General features: G+C 71.4%; 18 protein-coding genes and 4 pseudogenes. 11 read left to right on the top strand and 11 right to left on the bottom strand.

Features of this window, described 5'->3' with window-relative positions; all coding sequences use genetic code 11:
* Positions 1-197 precede the first annotated feature (197 nt).
* The 3 genes and pseudogenes from F0344_RS26480 to F0344_RS26470 all read left to right on the top strand — a co-directional run.
* Positions 198-734 (top strand): annotated as a pseudogene (locus F0344_RS26480) (tetratricopeptide repeat protein); the annotation flags it as partial.
* An 80-nt stretch (positions 735-814) separates the two neighbouring features.
* A pseudogene (locus F0344_RS26475) lies at positions 815-1,168 on the top strand (hypothetical protein); the annotation flags it as partial.
* 345 nt (positions 1,169-1,513) lie between these two features.
* Positions 1,514-1,732 (top strand): AEC family transporter, encoded by a 219-nt coding sequence (locus tag F0344_RS26470; RefSeq protein ID WP_185302902.1) that lies wholly within the window; start codon positions 1,514-1,516, stop codon positions 1,730-1,732.
* A gap of 123 nt (positions 1,733-1,855) precedes the next feature.
* Here the strand turns inward: F0344_RS26470 and F0344_RS26465 are convergent, their stop codons facing one another.
* Positions 1,856-3,850: a bifunctional glycosyltransferase 87/phosphatase PAP2 family protein gene (locus tag F0344_RS26465; RefSeq protein WP_374940167.1), complete on the bottom strand. Its 1,995-nt coding sequence runs from the start codon at positions 3,848-3,850 to the stop codon at positions 1,856-1,858.
* 255 nt (positions 3,851-4,105) lie between these two features.
* Positions 4,106-4,291 (bottom strand): annotated as a pseudogene (locus F0344_RS26460) (serpin family protein); the annotation flags it as partial.
* Positions 4,292-4,462: 171 nt separating this feature from the next.
* On the opposite strand from F0344_RS26460, the gene F0344_RS26455 reads away from it, so the two are divergent.
* Positions 4,463-4,948, top strand: coding sequence for a GNAT family N-acetyltransferase (locus tag F0344_RS26455; RefSeq protein ID WP_185301151.1), 486 nt, complete (start codon positions 4,463-4,465; stop codon positions 4,946-4,948).
* Between the two features lie 92 nt (positions 4,949-5,040).
* On the opposite strand, the gene F0344_RS26450 is transcribed toward F0344_RS26455, so the two are convergent.
* Positions 5,041-7,080, bottom strand: a complete 2,040-nt coding sequence (locus F0344_RS26450; protein WP_185301150.1) for a DHA2 family efflux MFS transporter permease subunit — start codon at positions 7,078-7,080, stop codon at positions 5,041-5,043.
* Between the two features lie 137 nt (positions 7,081-7,217).
* On the opposite strand from F0344_RS26450, the gene F0344_RS26445 reads away from it, so the two are divergent.
* Both F0344_RS26445 and F0344_RS26440 read left to right on the top strand, forming a co-directional pair.
* Positions 7,218-8,267: a peptidoglycan-binding domain-containing protein gene (locus F0344_RS26445; protein WP_185301149.1), complete on the top strand. Its 1,050-nt coding sequence runs from the start codon at positions 7,218-7,220 to the stop codon at positions 8,265-8,267.
* Between the two features lie 174 nt (positions 8,268-8,441).
* On the top strand, positions 8,442-9,101 hold the full coding sequence (locus tag F0344_RS26440; RefSeq protein ID WP_185301148.1) for an HAD-IA family hydrolase: 660 nt from the start codon (positions 8,442-8,444) through the stop codon (positions 9,099-9,101).
* 25 nt (positions 9,102-9,126) lie between these two features.
* On the opposite strand, the pseudogene F0344_RS26435 reads toward F0344_RS26440, so the two are convergent.
* Positions 9,127-9,884: pseudogene (locus tag F0344_RS26435) on the bottom strand (ABC transporter permease).
* Positions 9,885-10,105: 221 nt separating this feature from the next.
* Here F0344_RS26435 and F0344_RS26430 point away from each other — a divergent pair.
* From F0344_RS26430 to F0344_RS26415, 4 genes are all read left to right on the top strand, one after another.
* Positions 10,106-10,750: an HNH endonuclease family protein gene (locus tag F0344_RS26430; RefSeq protein WP_185301147.1), complete on the top strand. Its 645-nt coding sequence runs from the start codon at positions 10,106-10,108 to the stop codon at positions 10,748-10,750.
* Between the two features lie 132 nt (positions 10,751-10,882).
* Positions 10,883-12,574 (top strand): alkaline phosphatase D family protein, encoded by a 1,692-nt coding sequence (locus tag F0344_RS26425; protein ID WP_185301146.1) that lies wholly within the window; start codon positions 10,883-10,885, stop codon positions 12,572-12,574.
* Between the two features lie 118 nt (positions 12,575-12,692).
* Positions 12,693-13,139, top strand: a complete 447-nt coding sequence (locus tag F0344_RS26420; protein WP_185301145.1) for a DoxX family protein — start codon at positions 12,693-12,695, stop codon at positions 13,137-13,139.
* Between the two features lie 405 nt (positions 13,140-13,544).
* Positions 13,545-14,204, top strand: a complete 660-nt coding sequence (locus F0344_RS26415) for a DedA family protein (protein WP_185301144.1) — start codon at positions 13,545-13,547, stop codon at positions 14,202-14,204.
* A 36-nt stretch (positions 14,205-14,240) separates the two neighbouring features.
* Here the strand turns inward: F0344_RS26415 and F0344_RS26410 are convergent, their stop codons facing one another.
* The 7 genes from F0344_RS26410 to F0344_RS26380 form a co-directional block, all read right to left on the bottom strand.
* A complete protein-coding gene (locus F0344_RS26410) occupies positions 14,241-14,465 on the bottom strand; it encodes a DUF2277 domain-containing protein (protein ID WP_185301143.1) in 225 nt (74 codons plus the stop codon).
* Between the two features lie 59 nt (positions 14,466-14,524).
* Entirely contained in the window at positions 14,525-15,892 is a 1,368-nt protein-coding gene (locus F0344_RS26405) for a DUF1254 domain-containing protein (RefSeq protein WP_258050125.1), read from the bottom strand.
* Between the two features lie 46 nt (positions 15,893-15,938).
* Positions 15,939-16,094, bottom strand: coding sequence for a hypothetical protein (locus tag F0344_RS26400; RefSeq protein ID WP_185301142.1), 156 nt, complete (start codon positions 16,092-16,094; stop codon positions 15,939-15,941).
* Positions 16,095-16,198: 104 nt separating this feature from the next.
* Complete coding sequence (locus tag F0344_RS26395; RefSeq protein ID WP_185301141.1) at positions 16,199-16,639, bottom strand: DUF7144 family membrane protein; 441 nt, start codon at positions 16,637-16,639, stop codon at positions 16,199-16,201.
* A gap of 247 nt (positions 16,640-16,886) precedes the next feature.
* Positions 16,887-17,108, bottom strand: coding sequence for a hypothetical protein (locus F0344_RS26390; protein ID WP_185301140.1), 222 nt, complete (start codon positions 17,106-17,108; stop codon positions 16,887-16,889).
* A gap of 354 nt (positions 17,109-17,462) precedes the next feature.
* The gene (locus tag F0344_RS26385; protein WP_185301139.1) at positions 17,463-17,708 is read right to left on the bottom strand and encodes a hypothetical protein; all 246 of its coding nucleotides are present in this window, start codon (positions 17,706-17,708) and stop codon (positions 17,463-17,465) included.
* A gap of 116 nt (positions 17,709-17,824) precedes the next feature.
* A complete protein-coding gene (locus tag F0344_RS26380; RefSeq protein WP_185301138.1) occupies positions 17,825-18,424 on the bottom strand; it encodes an XRE family transcriptional regulator in 600 nt (199 codons plus the stop codon).
* A 131-nt stretch (positions 18,425-18,555) separates the two neighbouring features.
* Between F0344_RS26380 and F0344_RS26375 the strand changes: the two genes are divergently transcribed.
* Positions 18,556-19,935 (top strand): MFS transporter, encoded by a 1,380-nt coding sequence (locus tag F0344_RS26375; protein WP_185301137.1) that lies wholly within the window; start codon positions 18,556-18,558, stop codon positions 19,933-19,935.
* Positions 19,936-19,984 lie beyond the last annotated feature (49 nt).

Genomic DNA, 19,984 nt, shown 5'->3' with positions numbered 1-19,984 from the left:
AAGACGATGGTGCGGAGGGCAACGGCAGTCCTGGCAGTGGTCCCGATTCGGTTCGGTCCCGGACTGCACGAGCCGGCGGCTCGCTCGGCGTCCGGCCGTAGTTCTTCTCCAGCCGGGCGTCATGACCGACATCGGCCACGGAAGGCGAAACGGTCCGCCGAGGCTAGCCGCGGACGGCCCAGGTCGCCGTGGACTGCACGGAACTGGCGCACTGCCACTGGATGCGCGGCTATGTCCACGCGCAGAACGGGGACCTGGCGAGCGCCGAGACGGAGCTGCGCACGGCCCGTGAGATGCTGACCGTGCAGCGCGCCACCCTCTACACGGCCCAGGTCGAGGTGGAGTTGGCCGATGTACTGCGTCGCCGCGGCCAATGCGCGGAGGCGGTCGCGTTGCTCTCCGGGCTGCTGGAGCGCGGACTGTCGACATCGTTGGGCGACAGGCGCGGCTCGGTGCACGCGGCGGGCGCGCACCGCATGCTCGGCCTGATCGCCGAGGACGAGGGCGCCGACGAGCGCGCCGAGGAGCACTACGTGCGGGCGCTGGCGTTCCTGGAACGCAGCGAAGCGGCGGGCGACCTCGCGGACCTGTGCCGCCTGCTGGGCGACCTGCTGCGGCGCACGGGGCGGATGGAAGCGGCGCTGGACGCGTACCGTACGGGACTCGGGCACCGGGCGGCGCCGGGCGCGACCACGCTGGGTCCCGCTGCGGTGCCGCCCCGTCTTGCCGGGTGACCGGCTGACGCTCGCGGTGGCCGCGGACCGCGCCGAGCGGGCCGGCTTCCTGCGGCGGGGCCCGGAACGCCCGGGGTCTACGTGAAAATCTGCCCGGCTCGGCCGCGCACATGGCCTTGCGCCGGTGTCAGGCCGCGCAGGTGGCGCTTCCTTCCCATCATGCTCTGGCCCAGCTGATGCTGCGTCGGCTCGCGGCACTCCCGCTGAAGACGGGCATCACCGATGTCGCCCCGCTCCTGGGCCCGGTGACCGAGGAGGAGAGCCGGGAGACCGGCCTGCCCGCCGGAGCCGTCGTACCGGCCACGATCGGCCAGGTGGTCGAGTCCGCGCTGAGCGCCCCGCTCAGCACGCTCGTGGACCGGGGCGTCGTCCCGTCCGCCGAGGTCATGGCCGAGCTGGTGCCACAGTTGGTCGCCGCCACCACCGCACACGCGTCATCCCAGGCCTGAAGGAGGAGACGGACCGCCACCCGGCCCATGTCGCAACCCGGCTTGCCCCCGCCCTGGCGGGCCTGGCCCTGGTCGCCGAGGGCGGCAGCTTCGGCAATGACGGAACGACAGACACCGGACGTGCCCGGCGCTTTGTGGGATGGAGCACCGACGGGCACTGGATGCGGTGATGGCAAGGGCGCGGGCGCGGCAGGTGACCGGACCGGATCGTTGGGGCCGGCATCCGCTGCCTCCGCCGGCGCCGTGGCCTCTTCAGGGTCGACGCTCAGCCGCCAACGGGTCTTCCAGTCCGCCACATAGCCGCACCGCGCCGCCTCGAACGGAGGGCCGCTGACCGCCTTCGGCGTCGCGCTGCTGCTGGGGCTGCCGGAGCACCAGGTGCTGGCCGTGGTGCTGTGTTCCGCGCTGCCGACCGCCCAGAACGCGTTCCTCTACGCCCGTCAGTACGGCCTGGACACCGCGCTCCCCCGGAACTCCGTGGTGGCCACCACGGTGGTGTCGATGGTCACCCTGTCCCTGGCCGCCTGGGCCCTGGGGCCCGCGGGGTGACTCCCCCGAGTGGCGTAACGGGCCGTACGGGCGGACGCTGGTGACGCGGCGATCCATGCCGCAGGGGTGCCGGGCGGTGAGGACCGCCCGGCACCTCTTCGGCCACTCGGACAGCTACGGCTTTCAGCCGACCTTCTCGGCGGCGCGACCGGGACCGGACGGCCCGGACTGCTCCGACGGCGCGGGGGACGCGGAGGACGCGGGCTGCTCCGAGGAAGGCTCCGACTGCTCCGGCTGCTCCGGCTGCTCCGAGGAAGGCTCCGGCTCCGGATTCTTCGGCCGGAGCGCCCGCGGTCCCGACAGCAGGTACGTCAGGCCGAACCCCAGGCCGACCACCACCGCCCCGCCCACCGCGTCGAGGATCCAGTGGTTGCCGGTGGCGACGATCGCGCAGACCGTGAACAGCGGGTGCAGCAGGCCCAGTGCCTTCATCCACGGCTTCGGGGCGAGCATCACGATGACCACACCGCACCACAGCGACCAGCCGAAGTGCAGCGACGGCATCGCCGCGTACTGGTTGGTCATCGACGTCAGCGTCCCGTAGTCCGGCTTCGCGAAGTCCTGCACGCCATGCACGGTGTCGATGAATCCGAGGCCCGGCATCAGACGCGGCGGGGCCAGCGGGTAGAGCCAGAAGCCGACGAGCGCGAGGAGCGTGGCGAAACCGATGGAGCTGCGGACCCACCGGTAGTCGGCCGGCCGTCGCACGTACAGCACGCCGAGGATCGCCAGCGGCACGATGAAGTGGAAGGTCGAGTAGTAGTAGTCGAAGAACTCGCGCAGCCAGTTGATCTCGACGACCGCGTGGTTGGCCCAGTGTTCGATGTCGATGTGCAGCCACTGCTCGACGGAGTGGATCTGCCGGCCGTGTTCCTCGGCGGTGGGACGCCCGGCTGTCGCCAGCAGCCGGACCTTCGCGTACGCGGAGTAGACGACGCGGATGAGCAGGAGTTCCAGCAGCAGATTGGGGCGGGTGAGCACTCTGCGCCAGAACGGCAGGAGCGGCACCCGTCTCCATCGTGCCGCGACGGGCTTGGCGTAGTCCGTGGGAACGGGCTGCTGCCAGTACGGCGAGGAGCGCGGCAGAAACGGCGCGACGCACGCCGCACCGAGGGCCGCGATCAGCAGCACGTTGTCCCGTACGGGGATGACGGCCCCGATGTTCGGCAGCAGCATCTTGCCGGGCAGGGTCAGCACCAGCACCACGACGGCCGGCCAGACGAGCCGGTCCGAGGCCCGCTTGCCGACGCGGCCGACCGCCGCCAGGAGGACCCAGAGCAGCTGGTGCTGCCAGGCCGTCGGAGAGACGGCGACGACGACGCAGCCGGTCACCGCGACGGCGAGGAGGAGCTGCCCGTCCTGCGCGTATCGCACGGCGCGCCGCAGTCCGAGGAAGCAGACGGCGGCGGCCACCGCGAGGAAGACCACGATCTCCGCGGGCCCTTCGAGGCCGAGCCGCAGCAGCGCTCCGTGCAGGGACTGGTTCGACAGACTGTCCGGCCGGTCACCGAGGCCGGCGCCCGCCGCGTGGTGCAGCCAGTACGTCCAGGAGTCGTGCGGCATCACGGCCCAGGCCAGGGCGGTACAGCCGGCGAAGGCGGCACCGGCACCCGCCGCGGCCCTGCGCCGGCCGGTGAGCCAGAGGAGCGCGGCAAAAAGGAGTACGGCGGGCTGGAGCGCGGCGGCGATGCCGATCAGCACGCCCGAGGTGCGTTCGCCCCGGGCCACAAACCAGCCGAGGAGCACCAGCAGAACGGGCAGGATGCTCGTCTGGCCGAGATGCAGCGTGTTGCGGACGGGCAGCGAGAGCATGAGCAGGGTGATCGCCACGGGGGCCGCGAGGAACATCGTGCGGCGGCTCACCGGGGCGGGCAGGGCACGCGCGGCGACGATGCCGAGTGCGGCGACGAGCAGCAGCGAACCGAAGGTCCACAGGACGCCGAGGGCCTGTTCGGCCGAGGCCGCCAGGGGTTTCAGGACGAGCCCCGCGAAGGGTGTTCCGGTGAAGCGCCCGGTGTCGTACAGGGAACCCGCCACCTGGAGGACCCCGTCGGGGCCTGTCCAGGTCTCCAGGTCGGTCAGACGTTCCCCGGGCGGCTGCCGCAGCAGCGCCACCATCTGTCGTACGGCGAGTGCCGCCACGATCAGCCAGAGCACCACCCGGGTCGCCCCGGCCCCCGCCTCCGGCCCCGCCGTGTTCCCGCGCACGCCCTGCTCCGCATTTGCCACCCGCGCCGACCCTCCCACCGTTCCGTGCACGGTCCCCTCGACGCGGGGCTGTGCGGATGAAGCCTCTCATTGCCTCATGAGCTGGACACAATCAACCTCCCGGACACCTTCGGCCCGCGCCACCCCCCGGGCGGGAGCGGGCCGTCAGCCCTCGTGGACGGGCGGAGCCGCCTGCCAGCCGGTGAACAGCGGGATGTCCGCGACCCCGTCCAGGACGACGATCCCGAAGGGGCGGTCGAAGGCGAGGTGCCGCAACTGCCGGGGGCCGGGCGCGGAGCCGGCCCGCGTCGGCACGACCGTCACCGCGGCGGCCTCCACGCCCTTCTCGGCGGGCGAGCACGCGAAACCGTCGCCGCTCCTGTCCGCGTCTGCCAGCTCCCGTATCCACTGCTGGCCCAGACGCTGGATCGACCCGGTCCGTTCCATCTGCCCCGCCCCCACAGCTCTCCCCCACCCGTAAACGCTTCGCGATCCGATCATGCGGAAGTCAGAATGCACCACATGACATGGACCGTGGCCCCCGAGCATTTCGGCTCCCCCGATGCCGTTCAGCTCCGGTGGGACTACTACGACGAGGTCGCCGGCCGCTACTGGGGGCGGCCCGCGACCGACCAGGAGATCGAGGAGGCGCTCACCGACGACGGCGCGGAGCGGCTGGCCCCGCCGACCGGGGAGTTCGTCGTGGGCCGCTTCGGTGGCAAGCCGGCGAGCTGCGCCGGGCTGCTGCTGAACGACACCGAGCCACACATCGCGGAACTGACCCGGGTGTTCGTACGCCCCGGCTTCCGGTCCACGGGCGGGGGCGGGCTGCTGCTCGCCGCCATCGAGAGCGCGGCGCGGGGTTCCGGGGTGCGGGTGATCAGGCTGGACACCCGTCACGACCTGGTCGAGGCGCGCGGGCTGTACGCCAAGCACGGCTACCGGGAGGTCCCGGCGTTTCATCACCGCGATCAGTACGCGGAACACTGGTTCGCGAAGGAACTGTGAGGTCTGTGCGGTGACGGCCCCGGCGCTTTGGCGGCTCGTGGCCGGGCCCCAGCCCCTACTTCACTCCTGATGGCCGGGCCCCGGCCCCTCGTTCACGCCTGGTGGTCGCGGCGCGGCTCCGGCATGCGGGGCCGGTCCTCGCTCGACCCGCTCACCTCCGCGGTCAGCTCCGCGACCAGATGGACCAGGTCGGTCGGCCGTTCCGGCCCCCACCAGTCACCGAGCAGTTCCGCGAGCGAGTCCTCACGGGCCTGCGAGAGGCGGACCACGGCCTCGGCGCCCTTGTCGGTCAGGATCATCTGGACGCCCTCGCGGCAGGCCAGACCCCGCTCCTCGACCTGGCGGGCCGCCTCGTTGATGACCCGCAGCGATACGGGGGCGACGTCGGCGAGCCTGGCGGGTTCGATGGTCCCGTGCCGTTTGATGCGCAGCAGCAGCCAACTGGCCGCGGGCAGCAGGTCGTACCCCGCCCTGGCGGTGATCTTCACATAGATGTCGCGCCGGCCCTCCCGGCTGGCGAGCACGGAAAGGGCGCGGGCGCACTCGTCGTACGAGGACCGCTCGACCGGGTTCGAGGCGAGGGTCTGGCTGGTGTCGGGGGCGGTCACCGAGCCGCGCAGCTTGTCCTCCCTCAGGAACAGGGCGAAGACGAAGGCGATCAGCACGACGGGGACCGCGTACAGGAAGACGTCGGTGATCGACGTCGAGTACGCGCCGAGGATCGACGGGCGCAACTCGGCCGGAAGTGCGCCGATGGCGCGCGGGTCGGCGGCCAGCCGTTCGGCGTCGACTCCGGGAGGAAGCGAGCGGCCGGACAGCGCCGCGTCGAGTTTGCCGGTGAGCCGGTTGGTGAAGACGGTGCCGAAGATGGCCACGCCGAACGAGGCGCCGATCGACCGGAAGAACGTGGCGCCCGACGTGGCGACGCCCAGGTCCTCGTAACCGACGGCGTTCTGCACGACCAGCACGAGGACCTGCATCACGAGCCCGAGCCCCGCGCCGAAGACGAAGAAGCCGACGCTCATCTCCCAGGTGGAACTGGTCTCGTCCAGCCGGTGGAGCAGCAGGAGACCGGCCGCGGTCAGGGCCGTGCCCACGACGGGGAAGACCTTCCAGCGGCCGGTGCGGCTGACCACCTGGCCGGAGCCGGTCGAGGTGATGAGCATGCCGGAGACCATCGGCAGCATGTGCACACCGGACATGGTCGGGGAGATGCCATGCACTACCTGAAGGAACGTCGGCAGGTACGTCATGGCGCCGAACATCGCGAAACCGACGATGAAGCTGATGACCGCGACGAGGGTGAACGTGCGGATGTGGAAGAGCTTCAGTGGCAGGACCGGTTCGACGGCACGCCGCTCCACGGCGATGAACGCGATCAGCAGGACCACGGCGAGTACGGCCAGACCGATGATCTTCACCGAACCCCAGGCCCAGGTGGTGCCGCCCAGGGAGGCGACGAGCACGAGGCAGGTGGCGACGGAGGCGATGAGGAAGGTGCCGAGGTAGTCGATCGTGTGCCTGGTCCTGCGTACCGGGATGTGCAGGACGGCGGCGATGACCAGGAGCGCCACGACTCCGATCGGCAGGTTGATGTAGAAGACCCAGCGCCAGCTGAGGTGTTCGGTGAAGAAGCCTCCGAGAAGCGGTCCCAGGACGCTGGTCACGCCGAAGACCGCACCGAACAGGCCCTGGTACTTGCCGCGTTCGCGCGGGGAGACGATGTCTCCGACGATCGCCATCGACAGGACCATCAGCCCGCCACCGCCGAGCCCCTGGAGGGCGCGGAAGCCGATCAGCTGGGGCATGTTCTGGGCGATTCCGCAGAGGGCCGAGCCGATCAGGAAGATGATGACGGCCGCCTGGAACAGCTTCTTGCGGCCGTACTGGTCGCCGAGCTTGCCCCAGAGCGGGGTCGCCGCGGTGGCCGCCAGCATGTAGGCGGTGACCACCCAGGACAGATGGTCCATGCCGCCGAGCTCGCTGACGATCGTCGGGAGTGCGGTGGCGACGATGGTCTGATCGAGTGCGGCGAGCAGCATGCCGAGGAGCAGTGCGCCGATCGCGACGAGAACGGTCCGTCGGGACCGCCCCTCGCCGGGGGCCAGGGGTGGGCTCAGCTGCTGGGCCATGGGCATCTCCTCGGGTCCGCTACACCCACATCCTGGCCTTTGTGCCCCGTTATGGCCCGCCGAGTGGCCGGACGCCGTTGGGCTACGCCGTGGCTGCCTGCATAATCGCAGGCAGTTCAAAGGGGAGGGGACCCACAATGACCGGACATGTGTGCCCGGCATGCGGTATGGAGAGAGACCCGGAGCAGTCGGGGCGCGGCGCGGGGGGCAGCACGGCGCCCGGTGGCGGGTCCGGCGCGGGCATGAGACCCGGCTGCGCCTGCGGAGACCGTACGGCGCAGACGACCGCCGATCAGCAGCGTGCCGCCCGCTTGGCGGAGACGGCCGCGGAGATCGCCGCGGCGGAGGATTTCGACCCGCTCCGCATCCGTCCGTACGTGACGCTGGGAGAGGACCGTGCCGTCCCCGACCCCGGTCCGGACGACGGCGCGCCGGGTGCCGCCGCCGTGACGATGCCCCTGTTCCTGGACATTCACGCGGCGAGCCCGCTGCCGGAGACCGAGGCACCGGACGCGACCGGACGGCGGACCGCCGCCGGGTACGGGCCGGACGACGACCCCGTACAGCCGCGCCGCCGCCGACCGTTCGCGGTCATCGCCGTGGGGGCGGCCGTGGCCGCGGTCGTCGGTACGGCCGCGTTCGCCGGGGGCCTGTTCACCGGGGACGACGGCCGTACGGAGGCACTGCCCTCGGCGACGACGAGCACCGAGGACTCCCCCGGCGAGCCGGCGGCTGCCGTGTCGGAATCGCCGTCCGCGTCGCCTTCCGCGTCGGTCTCGGCCTCACCGTCCGCGTCGGCCTCCGCGTCCGCCACCGCTACCGCGTCACCCTCGAAGAGCGCGACGGCCTCCCGTTCCGCCTCGCCCACCGCGTCCGCCACAGTGACCCCGTCGCCCTCGTCGGCGAGCGCGCCGGCGCCCGCCCCCTCGACGGCGGCCCCGCCGGCACTCAACGGTTCCACGCTGCAGCCGGGCGACAGCGGGGCGGAGGTCTCCGAGCTCCAGCGGCGCCTGAAGGAGGTCTGGCTCTACCACGGACCGGCCGACGGCATGTACTCCGGCAAGGTCAGGGACGCCGTCGCGGTCTTCCAGTCGTACAGGGCCGTCCAGGGCGATCCGCAGGGCGTGTACGGGCCGAACACCCGGCGGGCCCTGGAGGCGGAGACGACCGGCCGGGGCCGCGACTGACGGCGCCGCGCGGAGCGCACCGCCGGGACTCGCCTTCACGGGCCGGACGGATTCGCGTTCTGCCGCCGCTTTTTGTATCGTGGGGGAACAAAGTAGCCTCCGCCCGTTCACCCTGACCGGCGGGCGGGGCTGCTTGTTTCTCTTTACGCGCGTCTTGTTCTCTGGAGCCTGCCGATGTCGGCCACCGTTCTCATATCCCGAGCCCTCCTTCTGGACATGGACGGCACCCTCGTGAACTCCGATGCCGTGGTCGAGCGCTGCTGGAGCCGCTGGGCGCTGCGGCAGGGCCTGGACCCGGTGGCCGTCCTCAAGGTCGTCCACGGGCGGCAGGGGTACGCCACGATGGCCGTCCTGCTCCCCGAACGCCCCATGGAGCAGAACTACGCCGAGAACCGCGAGCTGCTCGCCGAGGAGACCGCCGACGTCGACGGCGTGGTGCCGATCGGCGGCGCCCCGGCCTTCATGACCTCGATCGCCGGCCTTCCGCACGCCCTGGTGACTTCGGCCGACGAGGCGCTCGCCCAGGCACGGATGACGGCCGCGGCGCTCCCGATGCCGGGAATCCGCGTCACCGCCGAGCAGGTCGGCGCCAGCAAGCCGGACCCGGAGGGCTTCCTCAAGGGCGCGGCCCAGCTGGGCTTCGACGCGGCGGACTGCATCGTCTTCGAGGACTCCGAGGCGGGCATCGCGGCGGGCCGGGCAGCGGGTATGCGAGTCGTGGGCGTGGGCCCGCGCGCTGCGGCGCTCTCGCCGGACGCCCATGTCGAGGACCTGACGCGGATCCGCGTGGAGGTGGCAGCCGACGGCTCGATCCGTCTGCACATCTCGGCCTGAGACCATCGCCCCTCCTCCTCCCCCGTCAGACGGGGTCGCGGAAGAGCAGCCCACGTGCCACGAGTTCGAGTACCACCGCGACGGCCACGGTCTGCACCGCCATCAGGGCCACCAGGGCCACCAGGGCCACCAGGGCGAACAACTGCTCGGCGCCCGCCTCCACCGGTGACGCGCCGCCCAGCAGCATGCCCACGAAGGCCCCGGGCCGCGTGACGAGCCCCACCGTCCGGGTCTGATCCAGCCCGGGCGGCAGCGCGTCCGCGGCGACCGGACGGGCGATCTCCAGCCGGGCGTCCCGGTCGAGCGGCCCCAGCGCCATCCCCGCCTCTACCTCCCCGTGCCGCACGGCGAGCTCCTCCAGCGCACGCCGGCCACCGAGCACGGTCGCGGTGAGCGCACCCCCGGTGAGAATGCCGGTGACCGGGATCAGCGCGATACCCCTGAGCGGGACGAGGCCGGTCAGCAGCAGCGCGACGACGACGGGGACGCCCACCAGGCCGATCGGCAGGGCGGCCCACCGCCAGATGCGATTGCCGGTGATCCGGCGGCCCGCGGTCCACACCGCGACGGCGAACATCAGCGCCACGAAGCCGAGCAGGGGCGCCAGGGAGTGGACCACCCAGCCGATGAGCGCGGAGACGAAGGCCAGTCGGGCCGTCGCCCGCAGTCCGGCGACGAGGATCTCCCGGGAGCGGCCGAGCGAGGCCCACGAGCCGACTGCGACCGCGAACGCCAGGAGTACGGCGAGACGACCCCGGGCGTCACATTCACCGGAAGCAGCACGCGGCCACCACAAGACCGCACACTCCGCGAAAACCGCGCACAACACCCGTACCACCCGGTACTTCAGACCTGCCGTCAGCAGTTCCGTCCGACCTCTTGATGTGACGTGCGCATGTCGTCACCCTGTTACCTGGCGCCCACCCCCCGGAAACCTGGCGCCGCCACGATGGCCGGGCCCCACAGACAGCCCGCCAAAAGCCCCCCACATCAAGGGAGTTCGCATGTCCGGTGTCTACGCGCGTCGCGTTGCCGTCATAGCCGCGTCCGCCGCCCTCGCCGCCACCACGGGTCTGCTCAGCGCACCGGCCGCCCAGGCCGCCATGCCGACCCCGGTCACCGCGTCCACCGCCCGTACGTACCTCAGCCAGCTCACCGTGAGGACCGAGGGATCGTCGACCGGCTACAGCCGCGAGATGTTCCCGCACTGGATCACCCAGTCGGGCGCGTGCAACACGCGCGAAGTGGTCCTCGAGCGTGACGGCAGCAACGTCCAGCAGGACTCCGGCTGCGCGGCGGTCAGCGGCAGCTGGTACTCGCAGTACGACGGAGCCACCTGGACCGCGGCCTCCGACGTGGACATCGACCACATGATCCCGCTCGCCGAAGCCTGGCGCTCGGGTGCGAACAGCTGGACCACGTCCCGCCGCCAGTCCTTCGCCAACGACCTGACACGCCCGCAGCTGATCGCGGTCACGGACAACGTCAACCAGTCCAAGAGCGACCAGGACCCGGGCGAGTGGCTGCCGCCGCGTACCGCCTACCGCTGCACGTACGCCCGCGCCTGGGTGCACGTGAAGCACTACTACGGCCTGAGCGTCGACTCGACGGAGAAGAGCGCACTCCAGTCGGTACTGAACGCCTGCTGACCGCCTGCTGACCGCCACCCGCCCGGCCACTGATCCGCCTTCCGCGCAGACCCGCCGGGCGGAACCCAACCGTTCCCCTCCGTCGTTCCGTACGGTACGAAGCCATCTGTCACGGCGACGCGAGGGGGCGGCATGGCCAGGCTGCGACTGGGACCACTGCTGCGGTACATCGACTGGGAGTCGGCCTCGTCGGCGACCGTCTGGATCGAGGCCGACCGGCCATGCACCGTGGAGGTCCGGTGCGAGGACGGGGCATCCGGCTCGTCACCGACCTTCGCGGTCGTCGGGCATCACTACGCGCTGGTGGTCGTGACGGGCCTGACGCCGGGCACGACGACGGCGTACGAGGTGCTGCTCGGCGGCAGGCGGGTGTGGCCGCTCGACGACTCCCGGTTGCCCGCGAGCACGATCACCACGCCCCCGCCCCCGCCCGTGTCCGGGGAGACTCCGGAGCCCGTGCGGATCGCCTTCGGCTCCTGCCGATGGGCGGCCCCGCCCGGCGACGACCACGACCCGGCGGGCTCCGACGCGCTGGACACCCTCGCGGCCCGCCTGGCCACCGACCCCGATGCCGTACGGCCCGACGCCCTGCTCCTGCTCGGCGATCAGGTGTACGCGGACGAGGTCTCGCGGGCGACCCGGCACCGGCTCGCCACGCGCCGTGACCTCACGGAGCCGCCGGGGGCGGAGGTGGCGGACTACGAGGAGTACACCTTCCTCTACGACGAGTCCTGGCGGGACCCGCAGGTGCGCTGGCTGCTGTCCACGGTCCCCAGCTGCATGATCTTCGACGACCACGATGTCATCGACGACTGGAACACCAGCGCCGCCTGGCTCGCGGAGATCCGCGCCACTCCCTGGTGGAACGAGCGGATCGTCAGCGGGCTGATGTCGTACTGGGTGTACCAGCACCTCGGCAACCTCTCCCCCGCCGCACTGGCCGCCGACCCGCTCTACGCGGCGGTGCGGGCCGCGCCGGACGGCACCGAGCTTCTGCGCGAGTTCGCCGCCGGGACCGCGGCGGATCCCTCCCGCGCCCGCTGGAGCTACCGGCGCGTTTTCGGCCGAGTACGGCTGCTGATGGTGGACACCCGGGCGGCCCGGGTCCTCGACGAGGAACAGCGCGCGATGCTCAGCGCCGAGGAGGCCCGCTGGATGCGGGAAGAGGCCCTCGCCGGCCCCGGATCGTATGACCATCTCCTGATCGGCACCTCGCTGCCGTGGCTCCTGCCGCCCCTCATCCACGAGGCGGAGACCTGGAACGCCGCGCTGTGCCGCGGCGAGCGCGGCGGTCCGGACGGGCGCTGGGCGCGCTTCGGCGAGAAGCTGCGGCGCGGCTCCGACCTGGAGCACTGGGCAGCTTTTCCCGATTCGTTCCGCCGACTGGCGGAGCTGCTCAGAGAGGCGGGGAGCGGTCCGGACGCACCGGCGACGGTATGCGTGCTGTCGGGCGATGTGCACCATGCGTACATCGCGGAGCCCGAGTGGCCGGCGTCCGCACCCGGCGGCGCTCCAGCGGCACGCATCCTGCAGCTGACCTGCTCACCCCTGCACAACGCCATCCCGCGCCCCCTGCGCGCCGCCTTCCGTTTCGGCTGGAGCCGGGCGGGGCGGCGGCTCGGCGGACTCCTGGCGCGCCACGGGCGCACGGGGACTCCACCGGTGCGCTGGCAGAAGACCGGCGGGCCGTGGTTCGGCAATCAGCTGATGATACTGACACTGCGTGGCCGGAAAGCTGCGCTGACATTGGTTCAGGCCAAGGGGGAGTCGCGCGACACGCAACTGGAGACCGTTCTGGAACGGAATCTGACTCCCGATGAATGAATGACTTTCAGTCACGACACAGAATGTTGAACTTGCAAGTAAGCGTGAGGCCTCCCTAACCTGATGCGCTCAGTCGGCAATCGGTGCACGTCCCCCACAGACCGAAGGAGCCCTCCCCATGTCAGTACGCCTGAATCAGGCCCAGCCCTACGCGCTCGCGGCGTTCCGTGTCGTCGTCGGCTTCCTGTTCGCCTGCCACGGCGCCGCGTCGCTCTTCGGAGTGCTCGGCGGCGACACTGTTCCCAGCGCCACGTGGCCCGGCTGGTACGCCGCGGTGATCCAGCTCGTCGGCGGCACCCTGGTCGCGCTCGGCCTCGGCACCCGTATCGCGGCCTTCATCGCCTCCGGCTCCATGGCGTACGCCTACTTCGACGTCCACCAGAGCGAGGCACTGTTCCCCCTGCAGAACGGCGGCGAGGCTTCCGCGATGTTCTGCTGGGCGTTCCTGCTGCTCGTCTTCACCGGCCCCGGGGCCCTCGCCGCCGACGGGCTGTTCTCCTCGCGCGGCGACGCCACGCACGACGCCGAGCGCTCGCGCGAGAAGGAGTCGGCCGTCACAGCCTGACCGTTCCGTCCGTCCGTTCCGTTCCAGGTCCAGGTCAGGTCCAGGTCCAGGTCCAGGTCCACGAACGGTCCGCCGGTCCTCGTGTGTCCGGCTCCCCGCCGCTCCGGGGAGCCGGACACACGCGCAGGAGCCGGACGCCGGACCGCCTCACACCCTCCCGTGCGACCCACCCGACCCGTGCGACCCGGACGCCCCGGACGCCCGGACGCCCGGACGCCCCGGACGCCCCGGACGCCCCGGACGTTACGCACCCTCCCCAAGGTGCACGTGAGGTGCACGTGAGGTGCACAACATCACCCGCCCGAGGTGATGTCCAGGTAAACCGCGGGCGTACGCTGTACAGCTGGGCCTGCCGCCCCTGCCGCTCCCTGCGACGCCGCGGCGTTGACGAATCGGGGAGTAGAAGTGCTTGAGAGTGTGGGCGCGCTGACCGGCAGCCCATGGATCTACGCAGTGGTCGCCCTCTCGGTACTTCTGGACGTCTTCCTGCCCGTGCTCCCCAGCGGAGTCCTCGTGATCATGGCGGCCACGGCCGCCGCCGCGGGCACGACCACGGTCGCCGGATCGGCCGGGGAGGCGACGCGGCAGGTGCCCTCGCTCCTCGTGCTGATCCTGTGCGCTGCCACCGCCTCGGTGCTCGGCGACCTCGTCGCGTACCGCCTCGCCTGGCGCGGCGGTGACCGGCTGGACCGGGCCATCGCCCGCTCGCGTCGCCTCACCACCGCGCAGGACCGTCTCGGCGCGGCGCTCAGCCGTGGCGGGGGCGCGCTCGTCGTCATCGCCCGGTTCGCACCGGCGGGCCGCTCCGTGGTCTCCCTCGGCGCGGGCGCCGCACACCGCAAGGTGCAGGAATTCCTTCCCTGGTCCGCGCTGGCCGGTGTCGCCTGGGCGGGTTACAGCGTGAGCCTCGGCTACTTCGGCGGCCAGTGGATGGGTACCACCTGGCTGGGCACGGCGGTCTCCGTGCTCACCCTGTTCCTCGTGGGCGCGCTGGCCGCACTGGTCGTACGCCGCCCCTCAGCAGCGGCCGAGCCCCCGGCCGCGGCGGCAGCCACCGGTTCCTGACGGCAACACCGTCTCCGCCTCGACCTCCCGTCTCCCTCAGCCGGCCTTGGCGGCACCTCGTACCTCCAGGCTGTCGAGCAGCCGGTGAGTGGCCTCCGTGATCTCGTCGACGGCACGGTCGAAGGCCTCGCGGTTGTGCGCGGCGGGCGCGCGGAAGCCGGAGACCTTGCGCACGTACTGGAGTGCGGCGGCCCGCATGTCCTCCTCGGTGGCCTCTTCCGGAAGGGCGGGTGGGCGAAGGGTCTTGATGCTGCGGCACATGAGTCCAGTGTGTACCGGACCACTGACAACGGCAGGGCCGCGGCCGTTGCCCGCCCGCGTCACCCCCGGTCCGCCTCCACCCGCTCGATGGGCAAAATGACATGGCTTCCGTCGAGAACGGCCTGCTCAGGGTTGTAGAGCCGGAGCATGGGCCGGAAGTCCCCGTCCGGGGCGGGCAGCCAGTTCGCCGCCGCGTCCGGGTCCGCGGGCCGGTCCTTGGACAGATACAGGGTCAGGGAGCCGTCGGCGGCGTACACGAGTCCGGGCGTGCGGTCGCCGATCGAGTAGCGGCCCGCCGGGTTCTCGACGAGGTGGCAGCCCGGGACGTCGTACATGGTCACCGACCAGAACGCCTGGACAGGCGGCCGCTCCTCGAAGCGAAGGACATAGGTGTGCGCCCCGTTGAGCGGTCTGCCCCCGGAGTCGTGGAAGGTGTGCGCGTACACCGCCTCGTAGCCGTGGTTCCCCCACAGCCCGGTCCGCGCGGCGACCGCCCTGACCAGGTACGACGCCTCACGGTCCGCGATCTTCCACTCCGGTGAATCGATCGTTCCGACACCGAGGTGGTCGAGGTTGTAGTCGAAGAGGTGCGGATTGGCCTCCCAGGCTCCTGGCACCACCCCGTCCGCTTCCGGCGCGGGCCGGGTCGCCGCTTCCACCCGCGCCTTGCCGCGCGCCAGCCCTTCCTTCAGTGCCTGGACGAGAGCGGGACCGGCGGGAACGTACGGCGAGGGCCCTTCCTCCAGGAGTCCGAGCGGCTGGAACCGGTCCTGGTACGCCTGATCCCCGGCGGACGGCGGGAAGTCGGCCATCCAGACCCGCAGCTCCTCGAAGAACCGCAGCTCCTCCGGCACACCGGCGTCGGGCGTGGGCAGCCCGGTGCGGTGGGGCGCGGAGTCCCGGTGGCTGAGCGTGAACTGCCGCTGGAGCGCCTGCACGCGGGGCAGATCCTCGGGCCCGTCGCAGGCGGTGCGGCCCACCACCGTCACCAGGGAGGTCGGTGCGTCGATCACCCCGCTCACGCCGTCGGGTACGGCGCCCGCCCAGCCGGGCGGCACGATCAGCCAGTCGCCCTTCGCCGTACCGGTGGCGCGGCGGCCGACGTAGGCGAAGTTGTTGCTCCACACGTCCACGAACTGGAGCACGTAGTACGCACCGCCGGTATCGGGCACATGGAGCGTGAGCGGACCGCCGGACAGGTCGAGCTGGGCGACGGAGGAGACGGTGTCGTTGTTGACGGACACGAAGTGGGCGCCGGGGGAGGCCAGTTCACCGGAGTGGGCGAACGTGTTGAAGGGGGCGGCGGGCAGTGCGCCGAACCCCTTGTGCAGGAAGGCATCGACCATCGACAGATCGAAGACCAGCGGATAGCCGTAGACATAGGCCTCGGCGGCCAGCTCGACGAGCTCTTCGGGAGTCTCCACCACGGGTGTTCCTCTCGTCTCAGTCGCGCACGGCGAGGGGCGGCATGGATCAACTGCCGTCCAGGACGGCGGCCTTCGGCCCCTGGATGCGTACAGCGGCCGTGCGGGGTCCGCCGGGCGCGGGCAGCCGGTTCGCCGCCTGTTCCGGGCCCGGCGCCCTGTCCTTCCGTACGTGGAGCGTCAGCCCGCCGTCGGCGTCGTACACGAGTCCGGGGGTCCGGAAGCGGATACCCCCGGACCCGGGCCGAGGCGGCGGTGTCGCGCACCGCCTTGGCCGTGAGGAGTCCCGCGGCGTCGTCCACGGCCACGTCAGACGGCCGGCTTCGAGCGGTCGGTGCACAGGGCCCAGATCACGAAGACGTCGATGGCGATCGAGACGATGGCCCACACCGGCTGGTACGGCAGCCAGACGAAGTTGGTGATGATGCTGAGCGAGGCGAGTCCGACGCCCGCACCGCGGGCCCATCCGGCGCCCTGCAGAATGCCCCAGCCGACGAACAGGAGGATCACACCGAGGATGAGGTGGATCCAGCCCCAGGCGGACACGTCGAACTTGAAGACGTAGTTGTTGACGCGGGCGTACACGTCGTCGGACGCGATGCCCGCGATGCCCTTCACGACGGAGAGGAAGCCGTCCACGACGAGCAGGACACCAGCGAACATCGTTCCGCCGGCCGCCCATCCACCGCCGCCGTTGCTGCCGACGTCCGTCCGCCGCGAGGTGCCGGGCGTGGGTGCTGACTGTGCCATGGGGACTCCTTCGCCGCGCAGGCTCTTCGGCCTGCGGATGGGCCTGCATCGATTCCGACCTGCACCAACGTTCTGCAGATGACCTGCGTCAACGTCCTGCAGATTCAGAACCGACGCTGCCCGCGCCCGACCCGGGCAGCCACTCGGCGGCACCCGGACGGGTGAGGCCCCCACACCGCGCCTCGCATCCCTGGCTCATGGGGGCATGCGACGTATCGGGGCTCAAGAGGGCGGCATGGGTGGGGGGTCACGGGTCGCCCCAGGTGTTGAGGTCTCCACCGCGCCATTCGATGAGCTCGGGCTGATCGAGATCGATCTCCCCGGCCCCGGCAGCGAGCCCGGCCCGCCGCAGGAACGAGGCCACGTCGCCGCGCCCGTGCGCCAGCCCGACGATCTGCCCGTGCACGGTCACCCGCCGCCCTCCGGTGGGCGAGGGCGGATGAACGATGACGGGCGGGTGACCTGACATGTCTCCACGGTGCGCCCGGCCGCCCCTGGACGCATCCCGGGGCGAGAACGGCGCTAGCACCGTCAAGAGCAGACAGTCATGCCCCTCGTAGGGGTAGAGATGTGCACACTCCGCGCATGGATGGCACACGCACAGGCACGCTCCCTACGAACAGCGCAGAAGCGGCAGCCGACGCGAGTCCCGACCCCAGGAGGAAGCCGGCATGCAGTGCGGCAAATGCGGAGGCCGGATGAGCGAGAACGCCGGCGGTTGGTGGACCTGCTGGGGCTGCGGCAACAGCCAGCCCGGATACCTGCGGAACCACCGGCCCGGACAGCCCGGGCGTCTCCCCGGGGCCATCGGGTGGGCGACGGATCAGGCGGTCTCGGTGAAGGTGACGGACCAGGCGTAACCGCTCAGACTGTCGTGCGGGACCCGCCGGACGTCTTTGACCTGGCAACCGTCGTGGGCGTACTTGAGCGCGAACCGATCGAGACGCTGCGCGTCGGTGAGCTCTTCCATGGAGAGCGGCGCCCCGATGACAAGGTCCTCGTGGAGGACCGAATCGGATGCGGCACCGTCTGAACAGACCGAGCAATGATGCGTTCTGGGTAGGGCCATACGTCCAGTGTGCTCCTCTCCCGGCGTCCCCGGCGCCACGGAGCCGGCCATCCCCGCATTCGCCACCCCGCCCCGCCCGCCTGAGGCGGCATTCCGTCACAGGCCGTGGCGGGTCGTCACGGCGTCGGCGGCGCTCCCGAGGAGGGCCGTGCGCGTACGACGGCTTGATCGCCCCGCGGCCCGAAGAGGTGCAGGATCTCCACCGTGCCGGTGTCCGCGGGTCCGAACCAGTGCGGTTCCGCGGTGTCGAACTCCGTCAGCTCTCCGGGCCGGAGGATGAACTCGTCGCCTCCCAGCATGAGCCGCAGCTCGCCCGCGAGGACGTAGAGCCACTCGTAGCCGTCGTGCGTCACCAGTTTCGGCTCGCGCGGAGCCAGCACCTGCTTGAACACCTGGACCCGTCCCGGGTACTGCGTCAGGGGTACGAGGGTGCTGCCGCGCGCCTTGCGCAGGGGCTCCAGATGCACACGGGGATCACCGCTCGCCGGTGCGGCCACCAGGTGGTCGAGTGCGATGCGGTGCTCGCGGGCGAGGGGAATGAGCAGATCGAGGGTCGGGCGCCGCTTGCCTGCCTCGAGCCTGGACAGGGTGCTCACCGAGATCCCGGACGTAGCCGCCAGGGCCTCCAGCGTGAGTCCGCGGTCGAGGCGCAGCGCACGCAGCCGGGGTCCGATGCCGCCAAGGATCTGTTCCAGTTCCACGTCCACGTCACCCATTTTGCAGCCTTCGCAAAAAGGCTGGGCCGCGAGCGCCGCCCCGCCGGATTCTTGCCGGGCAAGCGACTCCCGTACGTGAGAGGCAGACGGTGACCACCACGCCCACGAAGACTTCCCCCGTTCCACCCCTCTTGAGCGCGCGCAGACGCTGGACGGTGCTGGCCGTCTGCTGCCTGAGCATGTTCCTGGTGGGCATGGACACCACCATCGTCAACGTGGGGCTGCCCGCGATCGGGCGCGGCCTGGACGTGGGGACGCAGGGCCTGGCGTGGACGGTCGACGCGTACACCCTCGTCCTGGCGAGTCTCCTGATCTCGTCCGGCGCACTGGCGGACCGGTTCGGGCGCCGCCGGGTGTTCCGGCTCGGGCTGGCCGTCTTTGGAGCGGCCTCGCTGGTCTGCGCGGTCGCCCCTTCCGCGGGCACACTCATCGCGGCCCGCGCCGTCCAGGGAGTCGGCGCCTCGATGCTCAGCCCGGTGGCGCTCGCGATCGTGGTGAGCGCGATGCCGAACCCGAAGGAGCGGGCCCAGGCGATCGGGATCTGGGCCTCGGTCTTCGGACTGAGCATGGCCGTCGGCCCCGTCACCGGGGGCTTCCTGATCGAGGCGCTGGGCTGGCGGTCCATGTTCTGGATCAACGCACCGATCGTCGTGGCCGCGCTCGTCCTCACCGCTGTCTTCGTACCCGAGTCCCGCGCCCACCGCGCCCGCCGATCGGACCTCCCCGGACAGGCCCTGCTCACCCTGACCATCGGCCTGTCGGTCGGCGCCCTCATCGAAGGCCCACGCATCGGCTGGGCATCACCGGCAGCACTGACCATGTACGCGCTCACCGCAATGACGGCCATCGCGTTCGTACGGATCGAATCCCGCAGACCCGAACCGCTGATGGACCCACGCCTCTTCCGGAACCCGGGCTTCACCGGCGCCGTCCTGGCCGCCGTAGCCGTCTTCGTGGCCCTGAACGTCGCACTGCTGCTGAACACCTTCTACCTGCAACTGGCCCGTGGCTGGACACCGTTGACGGCCGGGCTGGCCACCTTGCCGATGGCAGTCGGAGCAACCGTCTGCGCGCCCTTGTCCGGCGGTCTGGTCGGCCGCACGGGACCACGGCTCCCGCTCGCCCTGGCCGGCGGTTTCGTCACGGCGGGCGGACTCTGCCTGATCGGTCTCAACCAGCACACGAGCACCCCCCTGCTCCTGCTGGCCTACCTGCTCATCGGCATCGGCTTCGGCTTCGCGAACGCCCCGATCACGACCACCGCAGTGAGCGCACTGCCTCCCGCCCGAGCCGCCGTGGCCGGCGGAATCACCTCCACCGCGCGCCAGTTCGGCGCCGCACTGGGCATCGCCATCGCCGGCGCCCTGGTCACGGCGACACAGCCCACAGAACTCGCCCACGCCACCCGCCCGGGCTGGGCCCTGGTCGCAGCCTGCGGGGCACTGCTGTTCCTGTTCGCCCACACCTCACACCGGAGGAAGCCCACCACTCGGGAGTCCGGCACCGCGTGAACAGCTTCCTGCCCCTCGCCCGTCCCGGCAGCAGCATGCAATGCGCCGA

It is taken from the genome of Streptomyces finlayi (assembly GCF_014216315.1).
Classification (GTDB): Bacteria; Actinomycetota; Actinomycetes; order Streptomycetales; family Streptomycetaceae; genus Streptomyces; species Streptomyces finlayi_A.
Note: the sequence above shows the minus strand (reverse complement) of the source record. Positions and strands in the feature narration are given on the sequence as shown.

Bases quoted from the DNA above. Each gene is read 5' to 3' on its own strand.
- F0344_RS26380 (WP_185301138.1), bottom strand. From the start codon at position 18,424: ATGGGTGACGTGGACGTGGAACTGGAACAGATCCTTGGCGGCATCGGA.
- F0344_RS26410 (WP_185301143.1), bottom strand. From the start codon at position 14,465: ATGTGCCGCAGCATCAAGACCCTTCGCCCACCCGCCCTTCCGGAAGAG.
- F0344_RS26385 (WP_185301139.1), bottom strand. From the start codon at position 17,708: ATGGCCCTACCCAGAACGCATCATTGCTCGGTCTGTTCAGACGGTGCC.
- F0344_RS26440 (WP_185301148.1), top strand. From the start codon at position 8,442: ATGTCGGCCACCGTTCTCATATCCCGAGCCCTCCTTCTGGACATGGAC.
- F0344_RS26420 (WP_185301145.1), top strand. From the start codon at position 12,693: ATGTCAGTACGCCTGAATCAGGCCCAGCCCTACGCGCTCGCGGCGTTC.
- F0344_RS26425 (WP_185301146.1), top strand. From the start codon at position 10,883: ATGGCCAGGCTGCGACTGGGACCACTGCTGCGGTACATCGACTGGGAG.
- F0344_RS26390 (WP_185301140.1), bottom strand. From the start codon at position 17,108: ATGTCAGGTCACCCGCCCGTCATCGTTCATCCGCCCTCGCCCACCGGA.
- F0344_RS26445 (WP_185301149.1), top strand. From the start codon at position 7,218: ATGACCGGACATGTGTGCCCGGCATGCGGTATGGAGAGAGACCCGGAG.
- F0344_RS26455 (WP_185301151.1), top strand. From the start codon at position 4,463: ATGACATGGACCGTGGCCCCCGAGCATTTCGGCTCCCCCGATGCCGTT.
- F0344_RS26430 (WP_185301147.1), top strand. From the start codon at position 10,106: ATGTCCGGTGTCTACGCGCGTCGCGTTGCCGTCATAGCCGCGTCCGCC.
- F0344_RS26465 (WP_374940167.1), bottom strand. From the start codon at position 3,850: ATGGTGGCGCTGCTGCGGCAGCCGCCCGGGGAACGTCTGACCGACCTG.
- F0344_RS26395 (WP_185301141.1), bottom strand. From the start codon at position 16,639: ATGGCACAGTCAGCACCCACGCCCGGCACCTCGCGGCGGACGGACGTC.
- F0344_RS26450 (WP_185301150.1), bottom strand. From the start codon at position 7,080: ATGGCCCAGCAGCTGAGCCCACCCCTGGCCCCCGGCGAGGGGCGGTCC.